General features: G+C 73.0%; 22 protein-coding genes. 5 read left to right on the forward strand and 17 right to left on the reverse strand.

All coding sequences use genetic code 11. From position 1 onward, the window contains the following. Nucleotides 1-22: 22 nt before the first annotated feature. The 7 genes from KG111_RS03650 to KG111_RS03680 form a co-directional block, all read right to left on the reverse strand. Nucleotides 23-724 (reverse strand): hypothetical protein, encoded by a 702-nt coding sequence (locus KG111_RS03650; RefSeq protein ID WP_205290710.1) that lies wholly within the window; start codon nt 722-724, stop codon nt 23-25. Beyond that, nucleotides 721-1,662: a vWA domain-containing protein gene (locus KG111_RS03655; protein ID WP_205290709.1), complete on the reverse strand. Its 942-nt coding sequence runs from the start codon at nt 1,660-1,662 to the stop codon at nt 721-723. The genes KG111_RS03650 and KG111_RS03655 overlap by 4 nt, the downstream gene beginning before the upstream one ends. After that, a complete protein-coding gene (locus KG111_RS03660; protein ID WP_205290708.1) occupies nt 1,659-2,780 on the reverse strand; it encodes a vWA domain-containing protein in 1,122 nt (373 codons plus the stop codon). Before KG111_RS03660 ends, KG111_RS03655 begins: the two co-directional genes overlap by 4 nt. Next, on the reverse strand, nt 2,771-3,253 hold the full coding sequence (locus KG111_RS03665; protein ID WP_205290707.1) for a hypothetical protein: 483 nt from the start codon (nt 3,251-3,253) through the stop codon (nt 2,771-2,773). Before KG111_RS03665 ends, KG111_RS03660 begins: the two co-directional genes overlap by 10 nt. Further along, nucleotides 3,237-4,142, reverse strand: a complete 906-nt coding sequence (locus KG111_RS03670) for a DUF58 domain-containing protein (RefSeq protein ID WP_205290706.1) — start codon at nt 4,140-4,142, stop codon at nt 3,237-3,239. The genes KG111_RS03665 and KG111_RS03670 overlap by 17 nt, the downstream gene beginning before the upstream one ends. Nucleotides 4,143-4,158: 16 nt before the next feature. Next, nucleotides 4,159-5,196, reverse strand: coding sequence for an AAA family ATPase (locus tag KG111_RS03675; RefSeq protein WP_205290705.1), 1,038 nt, complete (start codon nt 5,194-5,196; stop codon nt 4,159-4,161). A gap of 127 nt (nt 5,197-5,323) precedes the next feature. Then, entirely contained in the window at nt 5,324-6,148 is an 825-nt protein-coding gene (locus tag KG111_RS03680) for an RDD family protein (protein WP_205290704.1), read from the reverse strand. Between the two features lie 43 nt (nt 6,149-6,191). Between KG111_RS03680 and KG111_RS03685 the strand changes: the two genes are divergently transcribed. Further along, the gene (locus tag KG111_RS03685) at nt 6,192-7,196 is read left to right on the forward strand and encodes a stage II sporulation protein M (protein WP_249666281.1); all 1,005 of its coding nucleotides are present in this window, start codon (nt 6,192-6,194) and stop codon (nt 7,194-7,196) included. Here the strand turns inward: KG111_RS03685 and KG111_RS03690 are convergent. From KG111_RS03690 to deoC, 5 genes are all read right to left on the reverse strand, one after another. After that, on the reverse strand, nt 7,187-7,435 hold the full coding sequence (locus KG111_RS03690) for a hypothetical protein (protein ID WP_205290703.1): 249 nt from the start codon (nt 7,433-7,435) through the stop codon (nt 7,187-7,189). The two genes, KG111_RS03685 and KG111_RS03690, sit on opposite strands and share 10 nt — an antisense overlap. Nucleotides 7,436-7,566: 131 nt before the next feature. Further along, nucleotides 7,567-8,925, reverse strand: coding sequence for an HNH endonuclease signature motif containing protein (locus KG111_RS03695; RefSeq protein ID WP_205290702.1), 1,359 nt, complete (start codon nt 8,923-8,925; stop codon nt 7,567-7,569). 194 nt (nt 8,926-9,119) lie between these two features. Further along, nucleotides 9,120-9,998, reverse strand: coding sequence for an aldehyde dehydrogenase family protein (locus KG111_RS03700; protein WP_205290701.1), 879 nt, complete (start codon nt 9,996-9,998; stop codon nt 9,120-9,122). Next, complete coding sequence (locus KG111_RS03705) at nt 9,998-11,434, reverse strand: aldehyde dehydrogenase family protein (protein WP_205290700.1); 1,437 nt, start codon at nt 11,432-11,434, stop codon at nt 9,998-10,000. The genes KG111_RS03700 and KG111_RS03705 overlap by 1 nt, the downstream gene beginning before the upstream one ends. A 7-nt stretch (nt 11,435-11,441) precedes the next feature. Beyond that, nucleotides 11,442-12,425 (reverse strand): deoxyribose-phosphate aldolase, encoded by a 984-nt coding sequence (deoC, locus tag KG111_RS03710; RefSeq protein ID WP_205290699.1) that lies wholly within the window; start codon nt 12,423-12,425, stop codon nt 11,442-11,444. A gap of 23 nt (nt 12,426-12,448) precedes the next feature. Between deoC and KG111_RS03715 the strand changes: the two genes are divergently transcribed. Then, nucleotides 12,449-13,069, forward strand: a complete 621-nt coding sequence (locus KG111_RS03715; protein WP_205290698.1) for a hypothetical protein — start codon at nt 12,449-12,451, stop codon at nt 13,067-13,069. 45 nt (nt 13,070-13,114) lie between these two features. On the opposite strand, the gene KG111_RS03720 is transcribed toward KG111_RS03715, so the two are convergent. The 4 genes from KG111_RS03720 to KG111_RS03735 form a co-directional block, all read right to left on the reverse strand. Beyond that, the gene (locus KG111_RS03720; RefSeq protein ID WP_205290697.1) at nt 13,115-14,791 is read right to left on the reverse strand and encodes a phospho-sugar mutase; all 1,677 of its coding nucleotides are present in this window, start codon (nt 14,789-14,791) and stop codon (nt 13,115-13,117) included. Between the two features lie 73 nt (nt 14,792-14,864). After that, complete coding sequence (locus KG111_RS03725; RefSeq protein WP_205290696.1) at nt 14,865-15,854, reverse strand: aldo/keto reductase; 990 nt, start codon at nt 15,852-15,854, stop codon at nt 14,865-14,867. Between the two features lie 34 nt (nt 15,855-15,888). Beyond that, complete coding sequence (locus KG111_RS03730; RefSeq protein ID WP_205290695.1) at nt 15,889-16,728, reverse strand: SDR family oxidoreductase; 840 nt, start codon at nt 16,726-16,728, stop codon at nt 15,889-15,891. Next, on the reverse strand, nt 16,725-17,477 hold the full coding sequence (locus KG111_RS03735) for an SDR family NAD(P)-dependent oxidoreductase (RefSeq protein ID WP_205290694.1): 753 nt from the start codon (nt 17,475-17,477) through the stop codon (nt 16,725-16,727). Before KG111_RS03735 ends, KG111_RS03730 begins: the two co-directional genes overlap by 4 nt. A gap of 120 nt (nt 17,478-17,597) precedes the next feature. On the opposite strand from KG111_RS03735, the gene KG111_RS03740 reads away from it, so the two are divergent. Genes KG111_RS03740 through KG111_RS03750 form a run of 3 tightly spaced genes read left to right on the forward strand, consistent with a single transcriptional unit; the run spans nt 17,598 to nt 20,646 of the window. Next, on the forward strand, nt 17,598-18,962 hold the full coding sequence (locus tag KG111_RS03740) for a flavin-containing monooxygenase (RefSeq protein WP_205290693.1): 1,365 nt from the start codon (nt 17,598-17,600) through the stop codon (nt 18,960-18,962). Continuing rightward, a complete protein-coding gene (locus KG111_RS03745) occupies nt 18,959-19,597 on the forward strand; it encodes a TetR/AcrR family transcriptional regulator (protein ID WP_205290692.1) in 639 nt (212 codons plus the stop codon). The genes KG111_RS03740 and KG111_RS03745 overlap by 4 nt, the downstream gene beginning before the upstream one ends. Then, on the forward strand, nt 19,594-20,646 hold the full coding sequence (locus tag KG111_RS03750) for an alpha/beta hydrolase (protein ID WP_205290691.1): 1,053 nt from the start codon (nt 19,594-19,596) through the stop codon (nt 20,644-20,646). Before KG111_RS03745 ends, KG111_RS03750 begins: the two co-directional genes overlap by 4 nt. Here the strand turns inward: KG111_RS03750 and KG111_RS03755 are convergent. After that, nucleotides 20,631-21,308 (reverse strand): biliverdin-producing heme oxygenase, encoded by a 678-nt coding sequence (locus tag KG111_RS03755; RefSeq protein ID WP_249666282.1) that lies wholly within the window; start codon nt 21,306-21,308, stop codon nt 20,631-20,633. The two genes, KG111_RS03750 and KG111_RS03755, sit on opposite strands and share 16 nt — an antisense overlap. Nucleotides 21,309-21,509 lie beyond the last annotated feature (201 nt).

Genomic DNA, 21,509 nt, shown 5'->3' on the forward strand with positions numbered 1-21,509 from the left:
TGGACGGCGCGACGCTCCCGGCTCACCAGGAGTTGGGGCGGGAGTAGTCGCGGTCGCGGTAGAGCTCCTCGTCGTCGCGACGCTGCTCGAGGCCCTGCTTGTTGTTGCGCTCCAGCCGCTCCTCGCGCGGGTCCGGGCCGCTCTGGTCGCCCTCGGGGTCCTCGCCCGGGTTGTTGGGCGGCGGCTGTTGCGGCTCCGGCTTGGCCTCCTCCATCTTCTTGCGCAGCCGCTCGTCGACCTCGGCGGCGTCCTCGGTCTGCTTCTCGCCCCGGCCGGAGTCGGTGGGGCAGTCGCCGCCGGCCAGGGCGGTGATCCCCGCCTGCCAGGCGTCCAGCGCGTCGCCGGTGGCGCCCTTCTCCAGCGCCAGGTCGCCGACCGCCTCGTGCACCAGCGCCAGGTTGATCCGCACCGTGCACTCGTCGCGGCGCGGCACCGACTCCAACGCGGTCTCGTAGGCGGCGATCGCGTCCGGCCAGGCGCCGTCGGTGTGCAGGCTGGTGCCCTCGTCGAAGTGCGCGATCCACGGCTGCAGCCAGTTGCGGGACTGGTTGGCCAGGAAGTGGTCGGTGGCCGCGGCGTAGTCGGCGTCGTCGTAGGCCGCGCGGCCGGCGGAGTCGTGGTGCCGCATCAGCGCCACGTGCACCGCGAAGGCCGCGACCAGCAGCGCCGGCAGCACGCCGGCGAGCATCAGCAGCCGGCGTCGACGGGGGTCGAGCCTGATCATCCGCGGCCTCCTCTCGGCTCCATGGCGCGCCGCGAACGCCACACCGCGCGCCACGCCGCCACCAGCTCACCTGCCAGCAGCGCGCCCAGCACCAGGCCGAACACCCAGGTCAGGTCGTGCTCCGCGCCCTGCGCGGCGCCACGCTCGCTGTCGTCGTACGACGGGGAGAGGTCGGCCACGACGCGGTCGAGGTCCTCGGCGCTCTCGGCGTCGCCGCGGTCGACGTAGTCGACGTCGAGCTCCTCGGCGATCTCGCGCAGGTTGTCGGGGTCGGCCCGGGAGATGGCGCTCTGGTTGGTCTCCGGGTCGTCCACGAGGCCGTCGGCGTCGCTCAGGTCGGCGGCGGCGGGCATCGGGGCGCCCTGCTCGGTGCCGTAGCCCAGCACCACGCCGCCCGCGACGAGGTCGGCGACGTCGGCGAAGGAGTGGTCCTCGCCGCCGGCGGCACCGCCCGTGTCCTCGCCGTCGCCGACGTAGACCACCACCCGGCGCCGGTCGGGCCGCTGCTCGGCGACCCGCTCCAGCACCTCGGTCAGCTCGGGCACCGGACGGTCCGCGCGAGAGCCGACCCCGTCCTTGGGGCCCTCCAGGTAGAGGGTGTCGACCGCGGCGCGGAAGGCGTTGACGTCGGTGGAGAAGGGCAGCACGAGGCGGGCCTCGGCGCCGAAGGCCAGCATGCCGAAGCGGGCGCCGGGCACCTCCTCGGCGAGCGCGGTCAGGTCCGCCTTCGCGGCGGTGATCCGCGGGCTGCGGTCGGCGGCGTCGAGGGCGGCCATGGACCGGGTCCGGTCCACCACCACCAGCACGTCGATGTCGGCGGCCTGCGTGGCCACGTCGGCCTGCCCGAACCCGGGGCGCAGCAGCACCGCCACGAACGCCAGCACGATCCCGATCCGGCGCAGCGCCACCAGCACGTCGCGGGTCCCCAGGCCGTTCACCGCTGACCTCCCGGACGGCGCGCACGGAGGGCGAGCACGCCTTCGACCAGCCACACCAGGAGCAGGCCGCCGATCCCGATCCCGGCCAGCGTGATGCCGAGCTCGGGCCGGTCGCGCACCTGCACCAGCGGCGGCCGGTCGATCGGCGTCGCCTCGAGCTGGCCGATGGCCTCGACCACCGCGGCCGCGGAGCCGTCCTCGCCGAGCAGCGAGAAGGTGCCGCTGGTGCTGCGCACCGCCTCCTCGAACTGGCGCAGCGCACTCGGCCGCTCCGCCGTCGCGGGAGCCGCGATGCCGTGCACCACCACGTCGCGCTCCACCGCGAGGCCGGCGGCCGACGTGACGTCGTAGATGCCCTCGCCGATCGGCTCGTTGTCGGAGGCCAGCACGATCGCCCGGCTGCGCTCCTCCTCACGGCGGTCGAAGCGCTGCACGCAGGACGCCAGGCCGTCGCCGAGCTGGGACTGCACGCCCCAGTCGACGACGGTGCCGGCGGTGTAGAGCGCATACTCGTCGCTGTAGATGCCGCCGGCGCCGAACGCGGCCTCGGCCTCGGTGAGCCGCTCCACGACGAAGTCGTAGTCGTCGGTGAGCGGGAAGATGTTGATCGCCACACCGCTCCAGATGGTCAGCCCCACCCGCTCGCCCTGCAGGCCGTCGACGATGGTGCGGAACTCGCGGAGCACGGCGGCGTCCACCTCCGCCATCGAGCCGGAGGCGTCCAGGCACAGCATGATGTCGCGGCTGCGGTCGTCGACGCTCGTGGCCTGCCGCTCCTGCACCCGCCCGGCGAGCACGATCGCGCCGGAGACGGCGACGAGGGCTGCGAGGCTGGCGCAGGCCCCGATCACGACGCGGCGCCGCAGCAGCGCGCGGTAGCGGGGCAGGGCCTGCAGCCGGGCGGCGTGGGCGACGTACGCCGCCGAGGACGGGGTGCGGCCCGGCCACAGCGCGCTGAGCACCAGCAGCACGAGCACGACCACCGCCAGCGCCAGCACCAGCCAGGGCCAGCGCAGCCCGGTGTCGTCGCCGACCATCGGGTGCGGGGCGCCCGGCACACCCGCGGCGAGGGCGCCCAGCGTGCTCAGCCCCGATGTGCTCAATGTGCTCAGCCCCATGTGCTCACCAGCCTGCGGGCGTGGGCGACGGCGTCGGCGAACCGCTCGGCGGCGATCGCGTCGTCGGGGGCGAACTCGGGCGGGTACATCAGCTCGATCGCCTCGGTGAGCTCCGGCGGGGCGCTGCTGCGGAAGTCGGCGAGCGCCATGCTCCGCGCCGGCAGCGTGGTCACGCTCGCGACGTAGGAGCGCACCACCTCGCTGAGCCCCTGGTGGCCGTCGCGGGCGGAGAGCTCACCGGCCTGCACCTGGGCCACCAGCGCGTCGAGCCGGGAGAGGTGCACGGCGCGCAGGCCGGGGGTGTCGACGTCGACGCGCACGACCTTCGGCGGGCGTGGCGGCCGGGTCAGCCACCAGGACAGCACGTAGTAGGCGACGACCAGCACCGCCAGCGCCACGGCGAGCCACAGCCACAGCGAGGAGTGCGCGACCGGGCCGGTGAACTCGGCCGGCATGTCATCGGCGGCGCGCATGCCGGTGCCTCTCCAGCAGCCGGTGCACCGCACCGATCGCCGAGTCGGTGTCGTGCACCCGCTCGTGCACCACACCCAGGTGCTCGAGCCGGCGCCGCAGCTGCTGCTCCTCGGTGGCCAGCAGGGCGGCGTACTCCTCGTGCAGGCGGCGGTCGCGGCGCAACCAGCCGGGCACCTGCGCGGAGGTGTCGACGTCGACGAGCCGGCGCCCACCGACGGCGGCGCCGGTGGGGTCCAGGTCGCCGATGGTCAAGAACAGCACCTCGTGCTGGGCGGTCAGCCGGCGCAGCATCTCCGCGGCCGGCTCGGTGATCGTGGTGTCGTCGCAGATCACCACGAGGATGGTGCGGCGCCGCACGGTGCGCACCACGTAGCGCAGCAGCGCGGCCAGGTCGCTGTGCGCGCCCTCAGGGGTGGTGGCGTCGTGCACCGCGCCCAGCAGCCGCTCCAGGTGCAGCTCGCCGCCCTCCGCGCGCCGGCCGTGCTGGCCGGCGGCGTCGCCGTGCACCAGGCCGACGAGGTCGCCGTGCTGGACGGCCAGGTAGCCCATGACCCCGGCGACGAAGACGGCCAGGTCCCGCTTGGAGGTCTCGGCTGCGCCGGGCTGGAGCCGGTTGAGCGCGGCCATGCTGCGGCCCGTGGAGACGCACAGCAGCACGGTGTGCTTGCGCTCGGCGACGTACCGCTTGATCAGCGGAGTCCGGGTGCGCGCGGAGGCCTTCCAGTCGATGTCCTTCACGTCGTCGCCGCGCACGTACTCGCGCAGGTCGTTGAAGTCGATGCCGCGCCCGGTGTGGATCGCCGCGTAGTCGCCCTCCAGCAGCCCCCGGACGCGGCGGTGGGCGTGGATCGAGAGCCGCGTCCGGACCCGGGTGAGATGCGCGGTCACGGCCGCCTCGCCACCGTCACGGGGTGGGGACGGCCCGGAAGACGGCGTCGATCACCGTCTCGGGTCGCACCCGGTCGGCGAGGGCCTCGAAGCTGAGGTGGATGCGGTGGCGCAGCACCGAGTGCCGCAGCTCGCGGATGTCCTCGGGGATCACGTAGTGCCGGCCCTGGACGACCGCCATCGCCCGGGCGGCCTGGAAGAACGCGATCGAGCCGCGCGGGCTGGCGCCGATCTCGACGTAGGAGCCGAGCTCGGGGCCGAGCAGCCGGCCGACGTCGCGGGTGGCGCGGATGAGGGCGACGATGTAGCGCTTGATCGCCGGGTCGACGTACACGCGGCCGACCTGGGCCTGCAGGCGGGCGACGTCGGCGGTGGTGGCGACCGCGGAGATGTCGGCCATGTGCGCGCCGAGGGTGCCGTCGCCGATGCGCTCGAGCACCATCAGCTCGTCGTCCTCGCCCGGGTAGTCGACGATCTCCTTGAGCAGGAACCGGTCCATCTGGGCGTGCGGGAGGACGTAGGTGCCCTCCTCCTCGATCGGGTTCTGCGTGGCGAGCACCATGAACGGGTCCGGCAGCGGGTGGATGGTGCCCGCGATCGAGGTCTGCCGCTCCTGCATCGCCTCCAGCAGCGCCGACTGCGTCTTCGCGCTGGCGCGGTTGATCTCGTCGAGCAGCACGAAGTTGGCGTGCACCGGGCCGAGCTGGGTCTCGAACTCGTGGCGGCGCGGGTCGTAGACCTGCGTGCCGATGATGTCGCTGGGCAGCAGGTCCGGCGTGCACTGGATCCGGGAGAACCGCGCGTCGACCGCCTGGGCCAGGGTCGAGGAGGCCAGCGTCTTGGCCAGGCCGGGCACGCTCTCCAGCAGCACGTGGCCCTCGGCGAGCAGCGTGACCAGCAGCGCGGTGCGGACCCGGTGCTGACCCACCACCCGGCTGGAGAACGCCTCGGAGATCCGTCCCAGGACGGCCGTCGCCTGCTCCAGCTCGCCCGGGGTGAGCGGGCCCGCGCTGCCCAGCGACGGGTTGGTGGGCGACTCGAAGACCTCGGTCATGGGGGCGGCACTCCTACGGTCGGGGTGATGTCGTCGGAACCCTCGGGCCGACGCGCTCAGCATGCCTCGCGGCCGCTGAGGACAACCTACTTCTCGGTCATGAATGTCATGAGCGGTGTGCCGCGGCTCAGGGGCCCGACAGCAGCCGGGACCGCAGCGCCTCGTCGCGCCGCAGCCGGACCAGGTCGCGGTCACGGCGCTCGGCGACCACCGCGAGCAGGATCAGCTCCGGCGGCGCGCCGGGCGGCGGGGCGGGGGAGACGTGGGGCAGCACGTCGCCCAGCAGCGCGGTCGCCACCCGGTGCCGGGAGGCGGGGTCCAGGGTGGGCAGCCGGGCCAGGAACTGCCGTACGGCGAGCGCGGTGCCCACCGGCAGCGAGCCGAGGTCGGTACGACGCGCCCACGCCGCCAGCGCCGGCGGCATCGGCGCGGGAGCGGGCAGGCGCAGCGTGACGCGGGAGCGGACGACGTACGTGCCGGCGGCGTAGTCGCCCAGCCGCTTGCCCCGGGTGCTGAGCATCACCGAGAAGAACGCCGGGGCGCCGGTGAAGGCGTAGATCTCCACGAACCCGATCAGCGCCCGGACCAGAGCGTGGTGGAAGCTGATCGGGCCACCGTCGTCGCGGACCGTGCGCAGGCCGAAGGCGAGCTTGCCCAGGGAGCGCCCGCGGGTCAGCGTCTCCAGGGTGGCCGGCCACACCAGGAAGGTGAGGACCAGGGAGGCCACCAGCGCCGCGGCGGTCAGCGCCGCGTCGGAGAACGGCAGCGAGGCGACGGTGAGCAGCACGTAGCAGAGCACGAACACGGCCATCGTCGCGAGCACGTCCAGCATCCCGCTGGCCAGCCGCAGGCCGAGCGAGGCGGCCGGCAGGTCGAGCGCGACACCCTCGCCGGTGACGAGGTCGTCGGCGGTGACGGTGGCGCGGTCGGTGGCGCGGACGGTGGATGGCATCGCGGACAGCCTAGGGCGTGCGCGGCGCCGTACCCTGTCGCTCGTGCCCCGCATCGATCTCGACGCCTACGTGGCGGCCCACTCCCACACGTGGGCGCGGCTGGAGCGCCTGGTGGAGCAGCGTCGCCGCAGCGGCGCCGAGGCCGACGAGCTGGTCGATCGCTACCAACAGGTCGCCACCCACCTGTCGGTGGTGCGTACGTCGGCCCCCGACGGCGAGCTGGTCGCCTACCTGTCCTCGCTGCTGGGCCGGGCGCGGATCGCGATGCTGGCGGCACGGGTGCCGCGGTGGCGCGGCGTGGGTCGGTTCTTCACCGAGCAGTTCCCGGCGGCGCTGTACCGGCTGCGCTGGTGGTGGCTGGGCTGCCTGGCCGGCAACGTCGCGGTGATCGCGGTGATGATGATCTGGCTGGCCGGGCACCCCGAGGTCGAGCAGAGCCTGCTCTCGCCGGCCGACGTGGACCAGCTGGTGAACAGCGACTTCGAGAGCTACTACAGCGAGAACGCCGCCAGCGCCTTCGCCACCCGGGTGTGGATCAACAACACCTGGGTCAGTGCGCTGTGCATCGCGCTCGGGATCCTCGGGGCTCCGGTGCTCTACCTGCTGTTCAACAACATCGCGAACCTGGCCATCGTCGGGTCGATCATGGTGCGCCACGACCGGGGCGAGCTGTTCTGGGGCCTGATCATCCCGCACGGCCTGCTCGAGCTGACCTGCGTCTTCGTCGCCGGCGGCGTGGGGCTGCGGCTGTTCTGGTCCTGGATCGAGCCCGGCGACCTCACCCGGGCCGGGTCGCTGGCGAGGGCCGGGCGGACCGCGGTCACCGTCGCGATGGGCCTCGGTGTGGTGCTGTTCCTCAGCGGCCTGGTCGAGGCGTTCGTGACGCCCTCGCCGCTGCCCACCTGGGCGCGGATCGGGATCGGCGTCCTGGCCGAGGTGGCGTTCCTGACCTACGTCTTCACCCTCGGCCGGGCCGCCGCCGCCCGCGGCGCAACCGGCGACATCGGTGCTGAGCTGCTCGAGGACCGGGTGGCCACTCAGGCCTGAACCGGCCGCACGCGGGCTTCGGCACGCATCTCGCGGACCGTCCGGCGCAGCACCAGCCGGGGACCCGTCACGTACAGGGCCGGGCCGAGGCAGCTCATGAGGAGCGCCAGGGCGATCCACAACGGCCGGTTCTGGCCTGCTCGTTCCCACGTCGTCGACCGGAACCGGAACATGTCCACCACGGCGAGCAGAGACGGGGCGCACGAGACCACGAGGAGGAGGAGCGGTTCCGGGATCACGGGCCGATCCTGCCAACCGCCCGGGACCCAGGGGTAGCTTTGCGCTCGACGAGCGCAGCCCGACCGGTGGTTGAGGAGCGAGCGAAGCGCGCCTCGAGACCCCCGCATCTGCATGGCGGGGTCCGCGTGGGTCAGGCGGCGGGGACGAGGCTGGGGTCGGCCAGGGCGTCGGGCCAGTGGCCGGGTGGGTCGAGGGCCTGGGTGCCGTTGGGGCCGACGTGGAAGAACCAGCCGTGGGGACTTCGCCAGAGCAGGTGGCCTGGCATGAGGACGAAGTAGCGCCAACCGGAGTGGGTCTTGGCGCGGTGGTGTCGCCTGCAGCATGGGAACTCGTTGCAGGGACAGGTCGAGCCGCCGTCGGCGTGTGGGATGCGGTGGTCGAGGTCACAGCGTTCGGCGCGCCTGCTGCAGCCGGGGAACCGGCAGGTGGTGTCGCGCAGCTCGACCTGCTTGCGGTGCCGGGCGGGGATCTCGTACCGGTTCACGGGGTCGCAGTCGGCGAGGTCGATCACCGGTTGCACGGTGATGGAGGTGGCGGTGCGCAGCCACTCGCGGATCTGCTCCTTGAGCACCGGACGGCGGCCGTCGTGCCAGCGGCCGACCGCGTTCACTTCGCCCGCGACCTCGTTGAGCATGGTGTCGGTGATGTGCACGCTGATCTCGGCCTTGCGACCGGCCGAGCGGACGGTGACCTCACCGGTCTCCTCATCCGTGGTGAGCAGGTCCAGCTCGAGGTCGTTCCGGGCGAGCTCGCCGACGGCGATGGAGCGACGGACGTCCAAGGAGTCCTCGGAGCCCAGCCGACCGAGGAGCGTCGCGCGGCGGCCGACGGCATCGTCGAGGTCGGCCGCGCCGGCGGCGTCGAGGAGACCGCCGATGACGCTGAGGCCGTTCTCGTTCGCCTCGCCGATCTCGAAGTGCCGGTGGTCGGAGGCGTCCTTGCGGCGAGCCTCGGCGGCTTCCGGGTCATGTCTGAGGATCGCGGTCGCGACGATGCGGTCCAGCGCCGCCCACCCCACGCGACCGACCCTCGATGCGACTTGGCGGTCCACGAACGCCGCAGCCTCTGCGTTCAATCCGTGGGTCAGGTCGGCGACGCGTTCGGCCCGCCAGGTGGCGACCTTCCCGGCCATCACCTGGCCGTAGAGCAGAGGCAGCCGCCAAGCGCACTCGACGATCCGACCGACATAGATCCGTCCGCCGTCGGGTGAGCGGCCCAGCACCGCGATGAGCTCCATCAGGTTGAACTCCGACACCAGCGGAGCACCCGTCCCAGCGATGGGGACCCCGGTGTCGACGAAGGAGTCGCGGACGGTGGCGGCGTGCTCGGGTGCATCCACGACGTTCTGGTCCGCCCACGCGACGATGGCGGCCCATTCATCGATCATCAGGGCGGCGCGACGTCGAACGCCGGCGCTGAGCACGTTGAGCAGCTCGGCGACCGGACGGCCGTCGTGCTCCGCGACTGCGGTGCTGCTCCTGAGATCCATACCTGGATTCTCCTCCGACCCTCCGACACAACTCCGCCTGTCGGCGCCGGGGGTTCGAGGCTCGGCCAGGGGTGATCCCGCGTGCCTCGAACCTGCATGGCGCTGCAGGAGCTGCCGGCCATGGACGCAGCACCGGCCGCCGTCGACGAGGTCGACGACGGCCGGTCCTGACGAACCAGACCCGCGGGGGAGCCTCAGATGCCGATCGGGTGCCAGACGGTCTTGTGCTCGACGAACGCGGTCATCGGCGACAGACCCGGGTCGGCCGACCAGTCCGGCTCGGCGGCCGGGGCGCGTCGTACCCGCTTGAGGTTGTCGGCAGCGGCCACCTCCAGCGAGGTGGCCAGCTCGGCGGCACCCTCGAGGCCGGCGACGCCGGTCAGGTCGATGGCGTTGACGTCCATGTGCGAGGCCAGCCACGGGCCCAGCGCCGCGGCGTCGCCGGTGAGGATGTTGATCACGCCACCGGGCACGTCGGAGGTGGCCAGCACCTCGGCGAAGGTGACCGCCGCCAGCGGCCGGGCGTACGACGACACGACCACCGCCGTGTTGCCGGTGACCACGACCGGCGCCACCGTCGAGACCAGCCCGAGCAGCGAGGACGCCTGCGGCGCGAGCACGCCGACGACGCCGGTCGGCTCGGGGGCGGTGTGGTTGAGGAAGGGACCGGCGACGGGGTTGGCGTTGCCGATCACCTGGCCGAGCTTGTCCGCCCAGCCGGCGTACCAGACGAGCCGGTCCACAGCGGCGTCCACCTGCGCGCGGGCGGCGGCGGCGCTGGCGCCCTCGGACTGGCGCACCGCGTCCTCGAACTGGGCGCGCCGGTCCTCCATCACCTCGGCGACCCGGTAGACGACCTGGCCGCGGTTGAACGCGGTGCGGGTCGACCAGCCGCCGAACGCCTTGCGGGCGGCGCCGACCGCGTCGCGGACGTCCTTGCGGGAGGCGAGGGCTGCGTTGGCCACGAACTTCCCCTTGCTGTCGGCGACCTCGTAGGAGTAGCCGGACTCCGAGCGCGGGAACGCGCCGCCGATGTAGAGCTTGTAGGTCTTGCGGACGTCGATCCGGGCCATCAGAGGTCCTCTCCCTGCAGGTAGGAGGCCAGGCCCTGGCGGCCGCCCTCGCGGCCGTAGCCGGACTCCTTGTAGCCACCGAACGGGCTGGCCGGGTCGAACTTGTTGAACGTGTTGGCCCAGACCACGCCGGCGCGCAGCTTGTCGGCCATGTGCAGGATCCGCGAGCCCTTCTCGGTCCACACCCCTGCGGACAGCCCGAACGGGGTGTTGTTGGCCTTCTCCACCGCCTCGGCGGGGGTACGGAAGGTCAGCACGGACAGCACCGGGCCGAACACCTCCTCGCGGGCGATGCGGTGGGCCTGGGTGACGCCGGTGAAGACGGTCGGCGGGAACCAGAAGCCGGAGGTCGGCAGCTCGCACGCCGGCGACCAGCGCTCGGCGCCCTCGTCGTCGCCGGCCCCGGCGAGCTCGGTGATCCGGGCCAGCTGCTCGGCGGAGTTGATCGCACCGATGTCGGTGTTCTTGTCCAGTGGGTCGCCCAGGCGCAGCGTGCCCATCCGGCGCTTGAGCCGGCCGAGCAGCTCCTCGGCGATCGACTCCTGCACCAGCAGCCGGGAGCCGGCGCAGCACACGTGGCCCTGGTTGAAGAAGATGCCGCCGACGATGCCCTCGACCGCCTGGTCGATGGCGGCGTCATCGAAGACGATGTTGGCGGCCTTGCCGCCCAGCTCCAGGGTGACCTTCTTGTTCGTGCCGGCCACCGTGCGGGCGATCTGCTTGCCCACGGCGGTGGAGCCGGTGAACGCGACCTTGTCCACGTCCGGGTGCGCGACCAGCGCCTGCCCGGTCGCGCCGGCACCGGTGACGATGTTGACGACGCCCGGCGGCAGGTCGGCCTGCTGGCAGATCTCGGCGAACAACAGGGCGCTCAGCGGCGTGGTCTCGGCGGGCTTGAGCACCACCGTGTTGCCGCAGGCCAGGGCGGGCGCGATCTTCCAGGCCAGCATCATCAGCGGGAAGTTCCACGGGATGACCTGACCGGCCACACCGAGCGGCTGGGGGTTGGCGCCGAGACCGGCGTGCTCGAGCTTGTCGGCCCAGCCGGCGTAGTAGAAGAAGTGCGCGGCGGCCGTCGGCACGTCGACGTCGCGGCTCTCCTTGATCGGCTTGCCGTTGTCGATGGTCTCCAGGACCGCCAGCTCACGGCCGCGCTCCTGGATGATCCGGGCGATCCGGAACAGGTACTTGGCGCGCTCGGAGCCGGGCATCCGCGACCAGCCGCGGAACGCCTGACGAGCGGCGCGCACCGCCCGGTCGACGTCGGCCTCGTCGGCCTGGGCGACCTCGGCAAGCGTCTCCTCGGTGGCCGGGTTGATCGTCTTGAACGACGCCCCGCTGCCCTCGACGAACTCGCCGCCGATGAACAGGCCGTAGGACGGCTTGATGTCGACGATGCTGCGCGACTCCGGAGCCGGTGCGTACTCGAAACCCATCTCTGCCTCAGTCCAGGGTGAAGTAGTCGGGGCCGCTGTAGCGGCCGGTGGTGAGCTTGGTGCGCTGCATCAGCAGGTCGTTGAGCAGCGTGGAGGCGCCGAAGCGGAACCAGTCCGGGTCCAGCCAGTCGTCGCCGACGACCTCGTTGACCATCACGAGGTACTTGATCGCGTCCTTGGCGGTACGGATGCCGCCCGCCGGCTTCACGCCGATCTGCACGCCGGTGGCCTCACGGAAGTCGCGCACGGCCTCCAGCATCACCATGGTGACCGGCAGGGTGGCCGCGGGCTGCACCTTGCCGGTGGAGGTCTTGATGAAGTCCGCGCCGGCGAGCATCGCCAGCCACGAGGCGCGCCGCACGTTGTCGTAGGTCTGCAGCTCGCCGGTCTCGAAGATCACCTTCAGGTGCGCGTGTGAGCCGTCGGGACGCGCACACGCCTCCCGGGTGGCGACGATCTCCTCGAAGACCTGCAGGTAGCGCCCCGACAGGAACGCGCCACGGTCGATGACCATGTCGATCTCGTCGGCACCGGCCGCGACCGCGTCGCGGGTGTCGGCGAGCTTGACGTCCATCGACGCCCGGCCCGAGGGGAACGCGGTGGCGACGGCGGCGACGTTGACCGCGTCGCCGACGACCTGCTTCACCTCGCCGACCAGGTCGCCGTACACGCACACGGCGGCGACCGAGGGGCAGGTCGGGTCGGCCGGGTCAGGGCGCAGCGCCTTGGCGGCCAGGGCCCGCACCTTGCCGGGGGTGTCCTGGCCCTCGAGGGTGGTGAGGTCGACCATCCGGATGGCCAGGTCGAGTGCCCAGGCCTTGGCGGTGGTCTTGATCGAGCGGGTGCCCAGTGCGGCGGCGCGGGCCTCCGCCCCGACCTGGTCGACACCGGGGAGACCGTGCAGGAAGCGGCGCAGCGTGGTGTCGCTGGCGCTCACGTCGGAGTACGCCGCGAGTCCCGGTCGGGGATCTGCGGAGGCGGAGGTCGGCATCGGGCCAGTCTAAGGTTGCCGACGTGCAGAGCGAAGGTGGCGAGGAGGCCCGCAAGCCGCAGCGGTTCCGGGCGGGTGGGGTCACCGTCGGTGTCCTCGGGCTGGTGGTCGTGGCCGTCGTCCTGGTCGTCGGCACCGTGGACGACCGCGGCGACTTCCCGGCCTGGGCGTATCCGTGCGGCCTGGCCGTGGCGGTGGTGATCTGGGCGGTGATGATCCGCCCTGCGCTGGTGCTGGGCGAGGACGAGATGGAGCTGCGCAACGTCTTCCACAGCCGCTGGATCCCCTACGCCGAGGTGGTCGAGGTCCGGGTCGCCCAGGTGACCATCGTGCACACCGAGGACGGTCGGTACGTCGGCAGCGGGTTCGGGCGCAGCCGGACGGCGATCCGACGCGACGGCAAGCACGTCGCGGGCACGACCGACGGCCGTCCGCGCGCGGAGAAGGTGTCCGCCGGCCAGCTCGTCGAGGACCTGCTGCAGCGCCGCGTGCGCGCGGCGCAGGAGCAGCAGACCCTGGCCGCCGGCGCGGACGTTGACGGCACGCCCACCGCGTCCCGCGTGCGCCGCGTCTGGTCTTGGCCGGTGCTCGTGCTGCTCGCGGTCTCGGTGGCCGCGACCGTGGTGCTCGCCCTGGTGGGCTGAGGCTTAGGCGAGGGGGCTCAGGCGCGGGGCCTCAGGCGAGGGGGCTCAGATCCCCGCCGCGGCCGCGATGTCGGTGCGCAGCGCCACCAGGCTGGTGGCGGCCTCGGCGCGGGCGGCGGCCACGTCGCCCTCACGCACCGGCGCCACGACCTCCAGGTAGCACTTCAGCTTCGGCTCGGTGCCGCTTGGCCGCACGATGACCCGCCCGCCGTCCGCAGTGCGGTAGCGCAGGGCGTCGGTCGGCGGAAGGCCGGCCGAGCCGGTGGCCAGGTCGTCCGCGGCGACGACGTCGGCCCCACCCAACGACGTCGGCGGCGTCGCCCGCAACCGAGCCATCGCCGCGGCGATCTCGCCGAGGTCGCTGACCCGCACCGAGAGCTGGTCGGTGGCGTGCAGCCCGTGCGCGACGGCGATGTCGTCGAGCTCGTCGAGCAGCGTGCGGCCCGCGGCCTTCGCGGCCGCAGCGACCTCGCACAGCACCAGGGCCGCGGAGATGCCGTCCTTGTCGGCGACGTGCTCGGGGTCCACGCAGTAGCCCAACGCCTCCTCGTAGCCGAACGCCAGGTCCGGCAGGCGGCCGATCCACTTGAAGCCGGTCAGCGTCTCGGCGTACGGCTGGCCGTGGGCGGCCGCGAGGCGGCCCAGCAGCGAGGAGGAGACGATCGAGGTGGCGTAGACACCGGTGCGGCCCGTGCGCAGCAGGTGGTTGGCCAGCAGTGCCCCCACCTCGTCGCCGCGCAGCATCCGCCACCCGCCGACGGCCGGGTCCGGCACCGCCGCCGCGCACCGGTCGGCGTCGGGGTCGTTGGCGATCACGATGTCGGCCCCCGCGGCCTCGGCGAGCGCCACCGCCCGGTCGATGGCGCCGGGCTCCTCGGGGTTGGGGAAGGCGACGGTGGGGAAGTCGGGGTCCGGCTGGTCCTGCTCGGCCACCAGCCGGGGCGCGGAGAACCCGGCCGTCTCCAGCACCTGCTGCAGCGAGCTGCTGCCGACGCCGTGCAGCGGCGTGTAGACGATGTCCAGGTCGCGGGGCCCGTCCTCGGCGATGCCGGCGACGGTGTCGAGGTAGGTGTCGACGATGTCCTCGTCGAGCACCCGGCCACCGGTGCTGCCCAGCGGCGCCCGCGGCACGGTCGCGAGCGGACCGACCGCGGCGATCCGGGCGGCGATCTCGGTGTCGGCCGGCGGCACGATCTGGCTGCCGTCGCCGAGGTAGACCTTGTAGCCGTTGTCCTGCGGCGGGTTGTGGCTGGCGGTGACCATCACGCCGGCCACGCAGCCCAGCTGGCGGATCGCGAAGGCCAGCAGGGGAGTGGGCAGCGGGCGCGGCAGCAGCAGCGGGCGCAGCCCGGCACCCGCCATCACCTCGGCGGTGTCGTGGGCGAACACGTCGGAGTTGTGCCGGGCGTCGTACCCGATCACGACGGAGGCGCCGGCCTCCGCCCCGTTGTCCCGCAGGTACGACGCCAGGCCGGCCGCGGCGCGGATCACGACGACCCGGTTCATCCGGTTCGGCCCCGCGCCGAGCGCACCGCGCAGCCCGGCGGTGCCGAACTGCAGCGTGCCGTCGAAGCGGTCGGCGAGGTCGACCAGCGCGGCGGCGTCGTCGGCCTGGACCGCGGAGATGATCCCGGACAGCTCGACCGCGGTCTGCTCGTCAGGGTCCTCGGCGCGCCAGGCCAGGGCGCGGGCGATCAGGGCGTCGGTCTCCGGCGTGCTCACCGGAACACGTTAGCGCCCGCTCTCGGCCGCGCTCGGCCGCCTTCGGACGGTGGCGGGGTGGGGGCGGGGCGGCTCACTCCTCGATGGTGCTCATGTCGCCGTACCGCTGGCCGGCGACCGCGCCGCGGGGCACCGCGGCCTCCAGCGAGGCGAGGTCCTCGGCGCTGAGCGCGACGTCGGCGGCGCCCACGTTCTCCTCGAGGTAGCGCACCCGCTTGGTGCCGGGGATCGGCGCGACATCGGGGCCCTGGGCGAGCACCCAGGCGAGGGCGAGCTGGCCGGGCGTGCAGCCGCGGTCCGAGGCCAGGGCACGCACCTGCTCGACCAGCGCGAGGTTGCTCGCCAGGTTCTCGCCCTGGAAGCGGGGGAAGTAGCCGGTGGCGCGGCTGTCACCCTCCTCAGGCGTCGTGGTGATCGCGCCGGTGAGGAGGCCGCGGCCCAGGGGCGAGTAGGGCACCAGCCCGATGCCGAGGTCGCGCAGGGTGGGCAGCACCGTGTCCTCGAGGTCGCGGGTGAACAGGGAGTACTCGGTCTGCACCGCGGTGATCGGGTGGACCGCGTGGGCCCGGCGAATGGTCTCCGCCGACGCCTCGGACAGCCCGAGGAAGCGGACCTTGCCGGCGTCCACCAGCTCCTGCATCGCACCGACGGTCTCCTCGATCGGCACGGTGCGGTCCACCCGGTGCTGGTAGTAGAGGTCGATGTGGTCGACACCGAGCCGTTGCAGCGAGGCCTCGGCGGCGCGGCGGACGTAGTCGGGGTGCCCGTTGACGCCGAGTCCGGTGCCGTCGGGCAGCCGCTCGTTGCCGAACTTGGTGGCGAGCTGGACCTCGTCGCGCCGTCGGGCGATCGCCTTGCCGACCAGCTGCTCGTTGGTGAAGGGGCCGTACATGTCGGCGGTGTCGAGGAAGGTGACGCCCAGGTCGAGGGCGCGGTGGATCGTGGCGATGCCGCCCGCCTCGTCGGGGCTGCCGTAGAACTCCGACATGCCCATGCAGCCGAGGCCGAGCGTGGAGACGGTGAGCGGTGCCAGGGTGCCGAGGGTGCGGGTGGGAAGGGTCATGTGCACCAGACAACAGGGTGGAGTGCGCTCCAGGTCAACCCGATCGGGGCGCGGCCCGACCGCCCGCCGCAGCGCGCTGCTTCTCGACGAACCTCGTGCCCGAGCGCAGCACGAACCCGGGGGCGAGCCGACCCAGCCGCCACGCGATCCGGGCCTGGACCGGCTCGACGACCAGCGGCTCGTTCGCGGCGACCGCGCGCAGCACCTTCGCGGCCAGCACGTCGGGGTCGACGGGGCGCTTGATGCCCTGGCCCTTGAGGAAGTAGTCGCGTCCCCGTACCGGCCCGAGCTCGCCCTTGTCCAGGATCGGGGTGTCGACCGCCGCCGGGCAGACCGCGGTGACCCCGACGCCCCGGGAGGCGGCCTCGGTGCGCAGGGCCAGTGACAGCCCGACGACGGCGTGCTTGGTCATCACGTACGACGTCAGCAGGCCGGCCGCCATCAGCCCGCCCATCGAGGCGGTGTTGACGATGTGCCCGCCGCCCTGGGCGATCATCTGCGGGTAGGCGGCGTGCACGCCGTGCACGACGCCGCGGATGTTGACGTCGATGATCGCGTCCCACTGCTCCAAGGTGAGGTCCTCGGTGTCGCCGAGCAGGCTGATCCCGGCGTTGTTGAACATCAGGTCGAGGCGGCCGTGCTCGGCCACGACGTCGGCCACCGCGCGTCGTACCTCCTCCGCGGAGGTGACGTCGACCCGGGCGGCGCGGGCCGTGCCGGGGCCGCTCAGGCCGGCGACGAGCCGCTCGGCGGCGGCGAGGTCGAGGTCGGCGCACAGCACGTGGGCGCCGTCGGCGACCAGTGCTCGGACCAGCGCGGCGCCGATCCCGGAGGCACCGCCGGTGACGATCGCGCTCCGGGGCCGGGCGCTCATGCGAACGCCTTCTCCACCAGGCCGACGAGGTCGGGGTAGCGGTGCAGGTGGGCGCCGCCGTTGATGTCGAGGGTCTCGCCGGTGATCCAGGCGGCGTCGTCGGAGAGCAGGAACCTGATCGCGGCGGCGATCTCGACCGCCTCCCCGGACCGGCCGAGCGCGGTGTTGGCGACGTACTCCTCGCGCACCCCGGGGATGTCCATCGCCGGCGCCGTCAGCGGGGTGACGACCAGGCCGGGCGCGACGGCGTTGACCCGGATCCCGCGGCCGCCGAGCTCCAGCGCGGTGACCTCGGTGAGGGCGACCAGGCCGGCCTTCGCGGCGCAGTAGGCGGCGAGCCCGGTGCCGGGCTGGCGGGCGTTGAGCGAGGAGAGTGAGACCAGGCTGCCGCCGTCGGCGACGTTCCGCCCGGCGTGCTTGAGCACCAGGAAGGCACCGGTCAGGCACACGTCCACGACGCGCCGCCACTCGGCGGCGTCGTGGTCGACGACGCGGGCCAGGGTGCTGACGCCTGCGCAGTTCACCACCCCGGTGAAGCCGCCCGGGCGTCCGGCGACCTCGGTGAACAGCGCCTCGACCGAGGCCTCGTCCGTCACGTCGACGCCGACGTCGACCCCTGCGCCCGGGGAGACCGCGGCGCCGGGCAGGTCGGCGACGACGACCTCGTGGCCGGCCGCGCGCAGGACCGAGGCGGTGGCCGCCCCGATCCCGGACGCGCCGCCGATGATCACTGTGATGGGACCGGTCATGGGGGTCGGCTCCAGTCTGACGCTCGTCGGCGTCCGTTGACAGGTGTCAGGTACGGACCTAACGTGATGGCGGTCACATGTCGTTGTCAAGGTCCCGGGTGGGGCCCACGAGGAGCAGTCATGATCAAGCCCGGCACGTCCACGACCGTCGCGGTGATCGGTGCCGGGATCAGCGGCCTGACGATGAGCAAGATGCTCGACGACTACGGCCTGGACTTCGTGACCTTCGAGGCCTCCGACCGGGTCGGCGGCAACTGGGCCTTCGAGAACCCCAACGGGCACAGCAGCGCCTACCGCTCGCTGCACATCGACACCTCGAAGCACCAGCTGTCCTTCAAGGACTACCCGATGCCCGAGGAGTTCCCGGACTTCCCGCACCACACCCAGGTCAAGGCCTACCTCGACGACTACGCCGACACCTTCGACATCCGCCGCCGCATCGAGTTCCGCAACCGGGTGCTGCACGCGCGCCGGGTGCCCGTCGCCGACGGCGGCGGCTGGGAGCTGGACACCGAGCGCACCGGCACCCGCCGCTTCGACGTGCTCCTCGTGGCCAACGGGCACCACTGGGACCCCCGCTTCGCCGACAAGCCGGGCGAGTTCACCGGCACCACGATGCACTCCCACGCCTACGTCGACCCGCGCACGCCGTACGACCTCTCGGACAAGCGGATCCTGATCATCGGGCTCGGCAACAGTGCCGCCGACATCGCGGTGGAGCTGTCCAGCAAGACGCTGGGGAACGAGGTGGTCATCTCCACCCGCTCGAGCGCCTGGATCGTGCCGAAGTACTTCGCGGGCAAGCCGGCCGACAAGTACTACCGGACCTCGCCGTACCTGCCGGTGGCCTGGCAGCGGAAGTTCGTGCAGGTGATGCAGCCGATGACGGCCGGGCGCCCGGAGGACTACGGCCTGCCGACGCCCAACCACAAGTTCTTCGAGGCCCACCCGACCCAGTCCGTCGAGCTGCCGCTGCGCCTGGGCTCCGGCGACCTGCGGGCCAAGGGCGACATCGAGCGGTTCGACGGGCCCCGCGTGCACTTCGCCGACGGCACGGTCGAGGAGTTCGACGTGGTCATCCACGCCACCGGCTACAACATCACCTTCCCGTTCTTCGACCCCGAGCTCATCAGCGCGCCGGACAACGAGATCCGCCTCTTCAAGCGGATCTTCAAGCCTGGGATCGACGACCTGGCGTTCGTCGGGTTCGCGCAGGCCACGCCCACGCTCTTCCCGTTCGTGGAGTGCCAGACCCGGTTGGTCGCGGCCTGGCTGGCCGGGCGCTACCTGCCGCCGGACGTGGCGGAGATGGAGCGCGTCATCGACGCCGACCAGCACCGCTACACCGCGCACATGGTGCAGCGCCCTCGCCACACCCAGCAGCTCGACTACTTCCTCTACGAGCACGACCTGCGGGTCAAGGAGATCCCCGCGGGAGCGACCCGGGCCGAGCGGGCCGGGCGTGCACAGCCGGCCCTGTCGTGAGCGAGGAGCGCGCCTGGGCGCGGCTGGTCGACCGGCGCAGCGTCAACCGCGGCGACCTGCGCCGCGCCGCCCTGCTGCACGCCCTCGACGAGCTGCTGCGCACGCAGACCCTGGAGCAGGTCAACGTCGCGGAGATCTCGCGGCGCGCCGGGGTGACCCGCTCGGCGTTCTACTTCTACTTCGAGTCCAAGGCCGCCGCGGTGCTCGCCCTGATGGCCGAGCTGTACGACGACGCCTCGGACGCCACCGACCTGCTGGTCAAGGCCGAGGGTGACCCGCGCACCCGGATCCGCAGCGTCATCACCACGTTGTTCGACGCCGTGGACCGCACGCCGCACGCCTACCGCGCCCTGCTGCAGGCGCGGGCGAGCAGCCCCGGCGTGCACGAGCTGTGGGACGCCGGCCGAGCCGAGTTCGCCGCGATGGTCGCGGACATGATCGACCGCGAGCGGGCCGGGGCCCGCGCCGTGCCCGGCCCCGCGGCGTCCGCGCTCGCGGCCGTGCTGCTCGACCTCAACGACCACGCCCTCGAGCGGCACGCCCTCGGGGCGGGCCCGCCGCGCGAGGCGCACATCGACGCCATGACCCACATCTGGATGCAGAGCATCTACGCCACCGACGGGAGCACCGCATGAACGCAGCGAGCACGACGTCCGAGACCTTCCACTTCACGTCCGCAGGAGTGCGCTGCGCGGCCACGCACGTCGCCCCGGCCGGTGCGACCGGTGCGAGCGAGGGTCCCGGCGGCCGGCGCGTGCTGCGCCCGGTCGTCGTGCTCGCCCACGGTCTCGCGGGCACGCAGGACGCCGGGATGATGCCCTTCGCCGAGGCGTTCGCCGCGGCAGGGCTGCACGCGGTCACCTTCGACTACCGCGGCTTCGGCGCCAGCGAGGGCAGTCCGCGCCAGAGCGTCTCCCTGGCCGGGCAGATCGCCGACCTGCACGCCGTGATCGAGGCCGCCAAGCGCCGCGACGGCGTGGACCCCGAGCAGGTGGTGCTGTGGGGCATCTCGCTCGGTGGCGGCCACGTCGTCTCCGTCGCGGCCGAGCGTGACGACGTCGCGGCGGTGATCTCCGCCGTGCCGCTGGTCGACGGCCTGGCCGCGGCGGCCCTGGCCGCGCGCGAGCACACGCCGGCGCAGCTGCTCGCCTCCACCGGCCGCGGCGTGCTCAGCGCCGTACGACGTCGCGCGGGCCGGGGGCCGGCGATGATCCCGGTGGTGGCGCGCCCCGGTGAGGTGGGCGCGCTGACCCAGCCCGGCGCACTGGAGGACTACCTGGCGATCGCCGGACCGACGTGGCGCAACGAGGTGGCCGCCGACGTGGTGATGGAGCTGGGCACCCGGGCGCCGGCGAAGGCGGCGCACTCGCTGCGGGTGCCGTGGCTGGTGCAGGTGGCCGACTTCGACCGCAGCGCCCCACCGCACGCGGCGATGAAGGCGGCGGGCGCGGGGCGGGCCGAGGTCCGGCACTACCCGGGCGGCCACTTCGACCTGTTCGCGGGCAAGCCGTGTCACGAGCGGGCGGTCGCGCACGCCGTGCTGTTCCTGCGCCGCCACCTCGACGTGCCGGCTCCGGTCGAGCCGGGGGAGCCGGCCGAGGTGGCCGAGGTGGCCGAGGTGGCCGAGGGCTCCGGGCCGGCCGGCGCGACCGGCCCGGAGCAGGTCGGCTACGCGACCCGGTAGGCCTCGATGTTGCGGCCGAGCTCGTCGAAGACGCCCTGGTTGAGGGCGAAGACGTCCTTGACCTCGGCGACGACGCGGGCGGTCTCCTCGGGGGTCAGCTCGATGCTGTCGAGGTTGGCCCGGTAGGTGTCCTTGTAGACCTTCGGCTTCTCGATGGCCTCGAAGGTGTAGAACGCCACGCCCTCGCCGTCGGCGAGGCCGAAGGTGCGCTGCAGGACGCGGCCGATGGCCTGGCCGCCCGACAGGTCGCCGAGGTAGCGGGTGTAGTGGTGGGCGAGCAGCAGGCCGCCCCAGGCGCCGGCCGCCTTGATCCGCTCCACGTAGGCGGTGACGGCGGGGGAGTCGATGCTCTCCGGGTCCACGCCGGGCGCCCAGTGCGCGAGGTCGGCGTCGATCGCCGCGACCCGGTCCAGCGCCGGGTCGTGCACGGCGGCGACGATCGGGTCGCCTGCGTGGGCGCGCAGGGTCTCCTCGAGGGCGCCGTACACCCGGCGCAGCCGGAGCAGGAGGTCCGCGTAGCCGGCGGCGACGAGCTTGCCGTCGAGCAGCTCGGACATGTACGTCGAGCCCTCCGCGGCCTGGTGCTCCGACATGGAGCCCTCGCGCATGGCGCGCGAGAGCGGGACGACGTCGGTGGCGGCGTTCGGGGCAAGTGTGGTCACGGGGACTCCTGCGGCTGGAGGGGGTGGGGCCCGAGAGATGTTGACACATTGTCAGCAAGTTTGTGACAACCTGTCAAGAAGAAGCCGAGGATAGGCTTGCCTAAGTAGATCTGTGCTACGTTGCCGCTGCCGGTCTCGGGGCCCGGCGCACACCTCTGGCGACACGCCTGGTTCGGCGTGAGCCCTGTCCACACAGGAGCG

This window comes from Nocardioides faecalis, assembly GCF_018388425.1.
GTDB lineage: Bacteria > Actinomycetota > Actinomycetes > Propionibacteriales > Nocardioidaceae > Nocardioides > Nocardioides faecalis.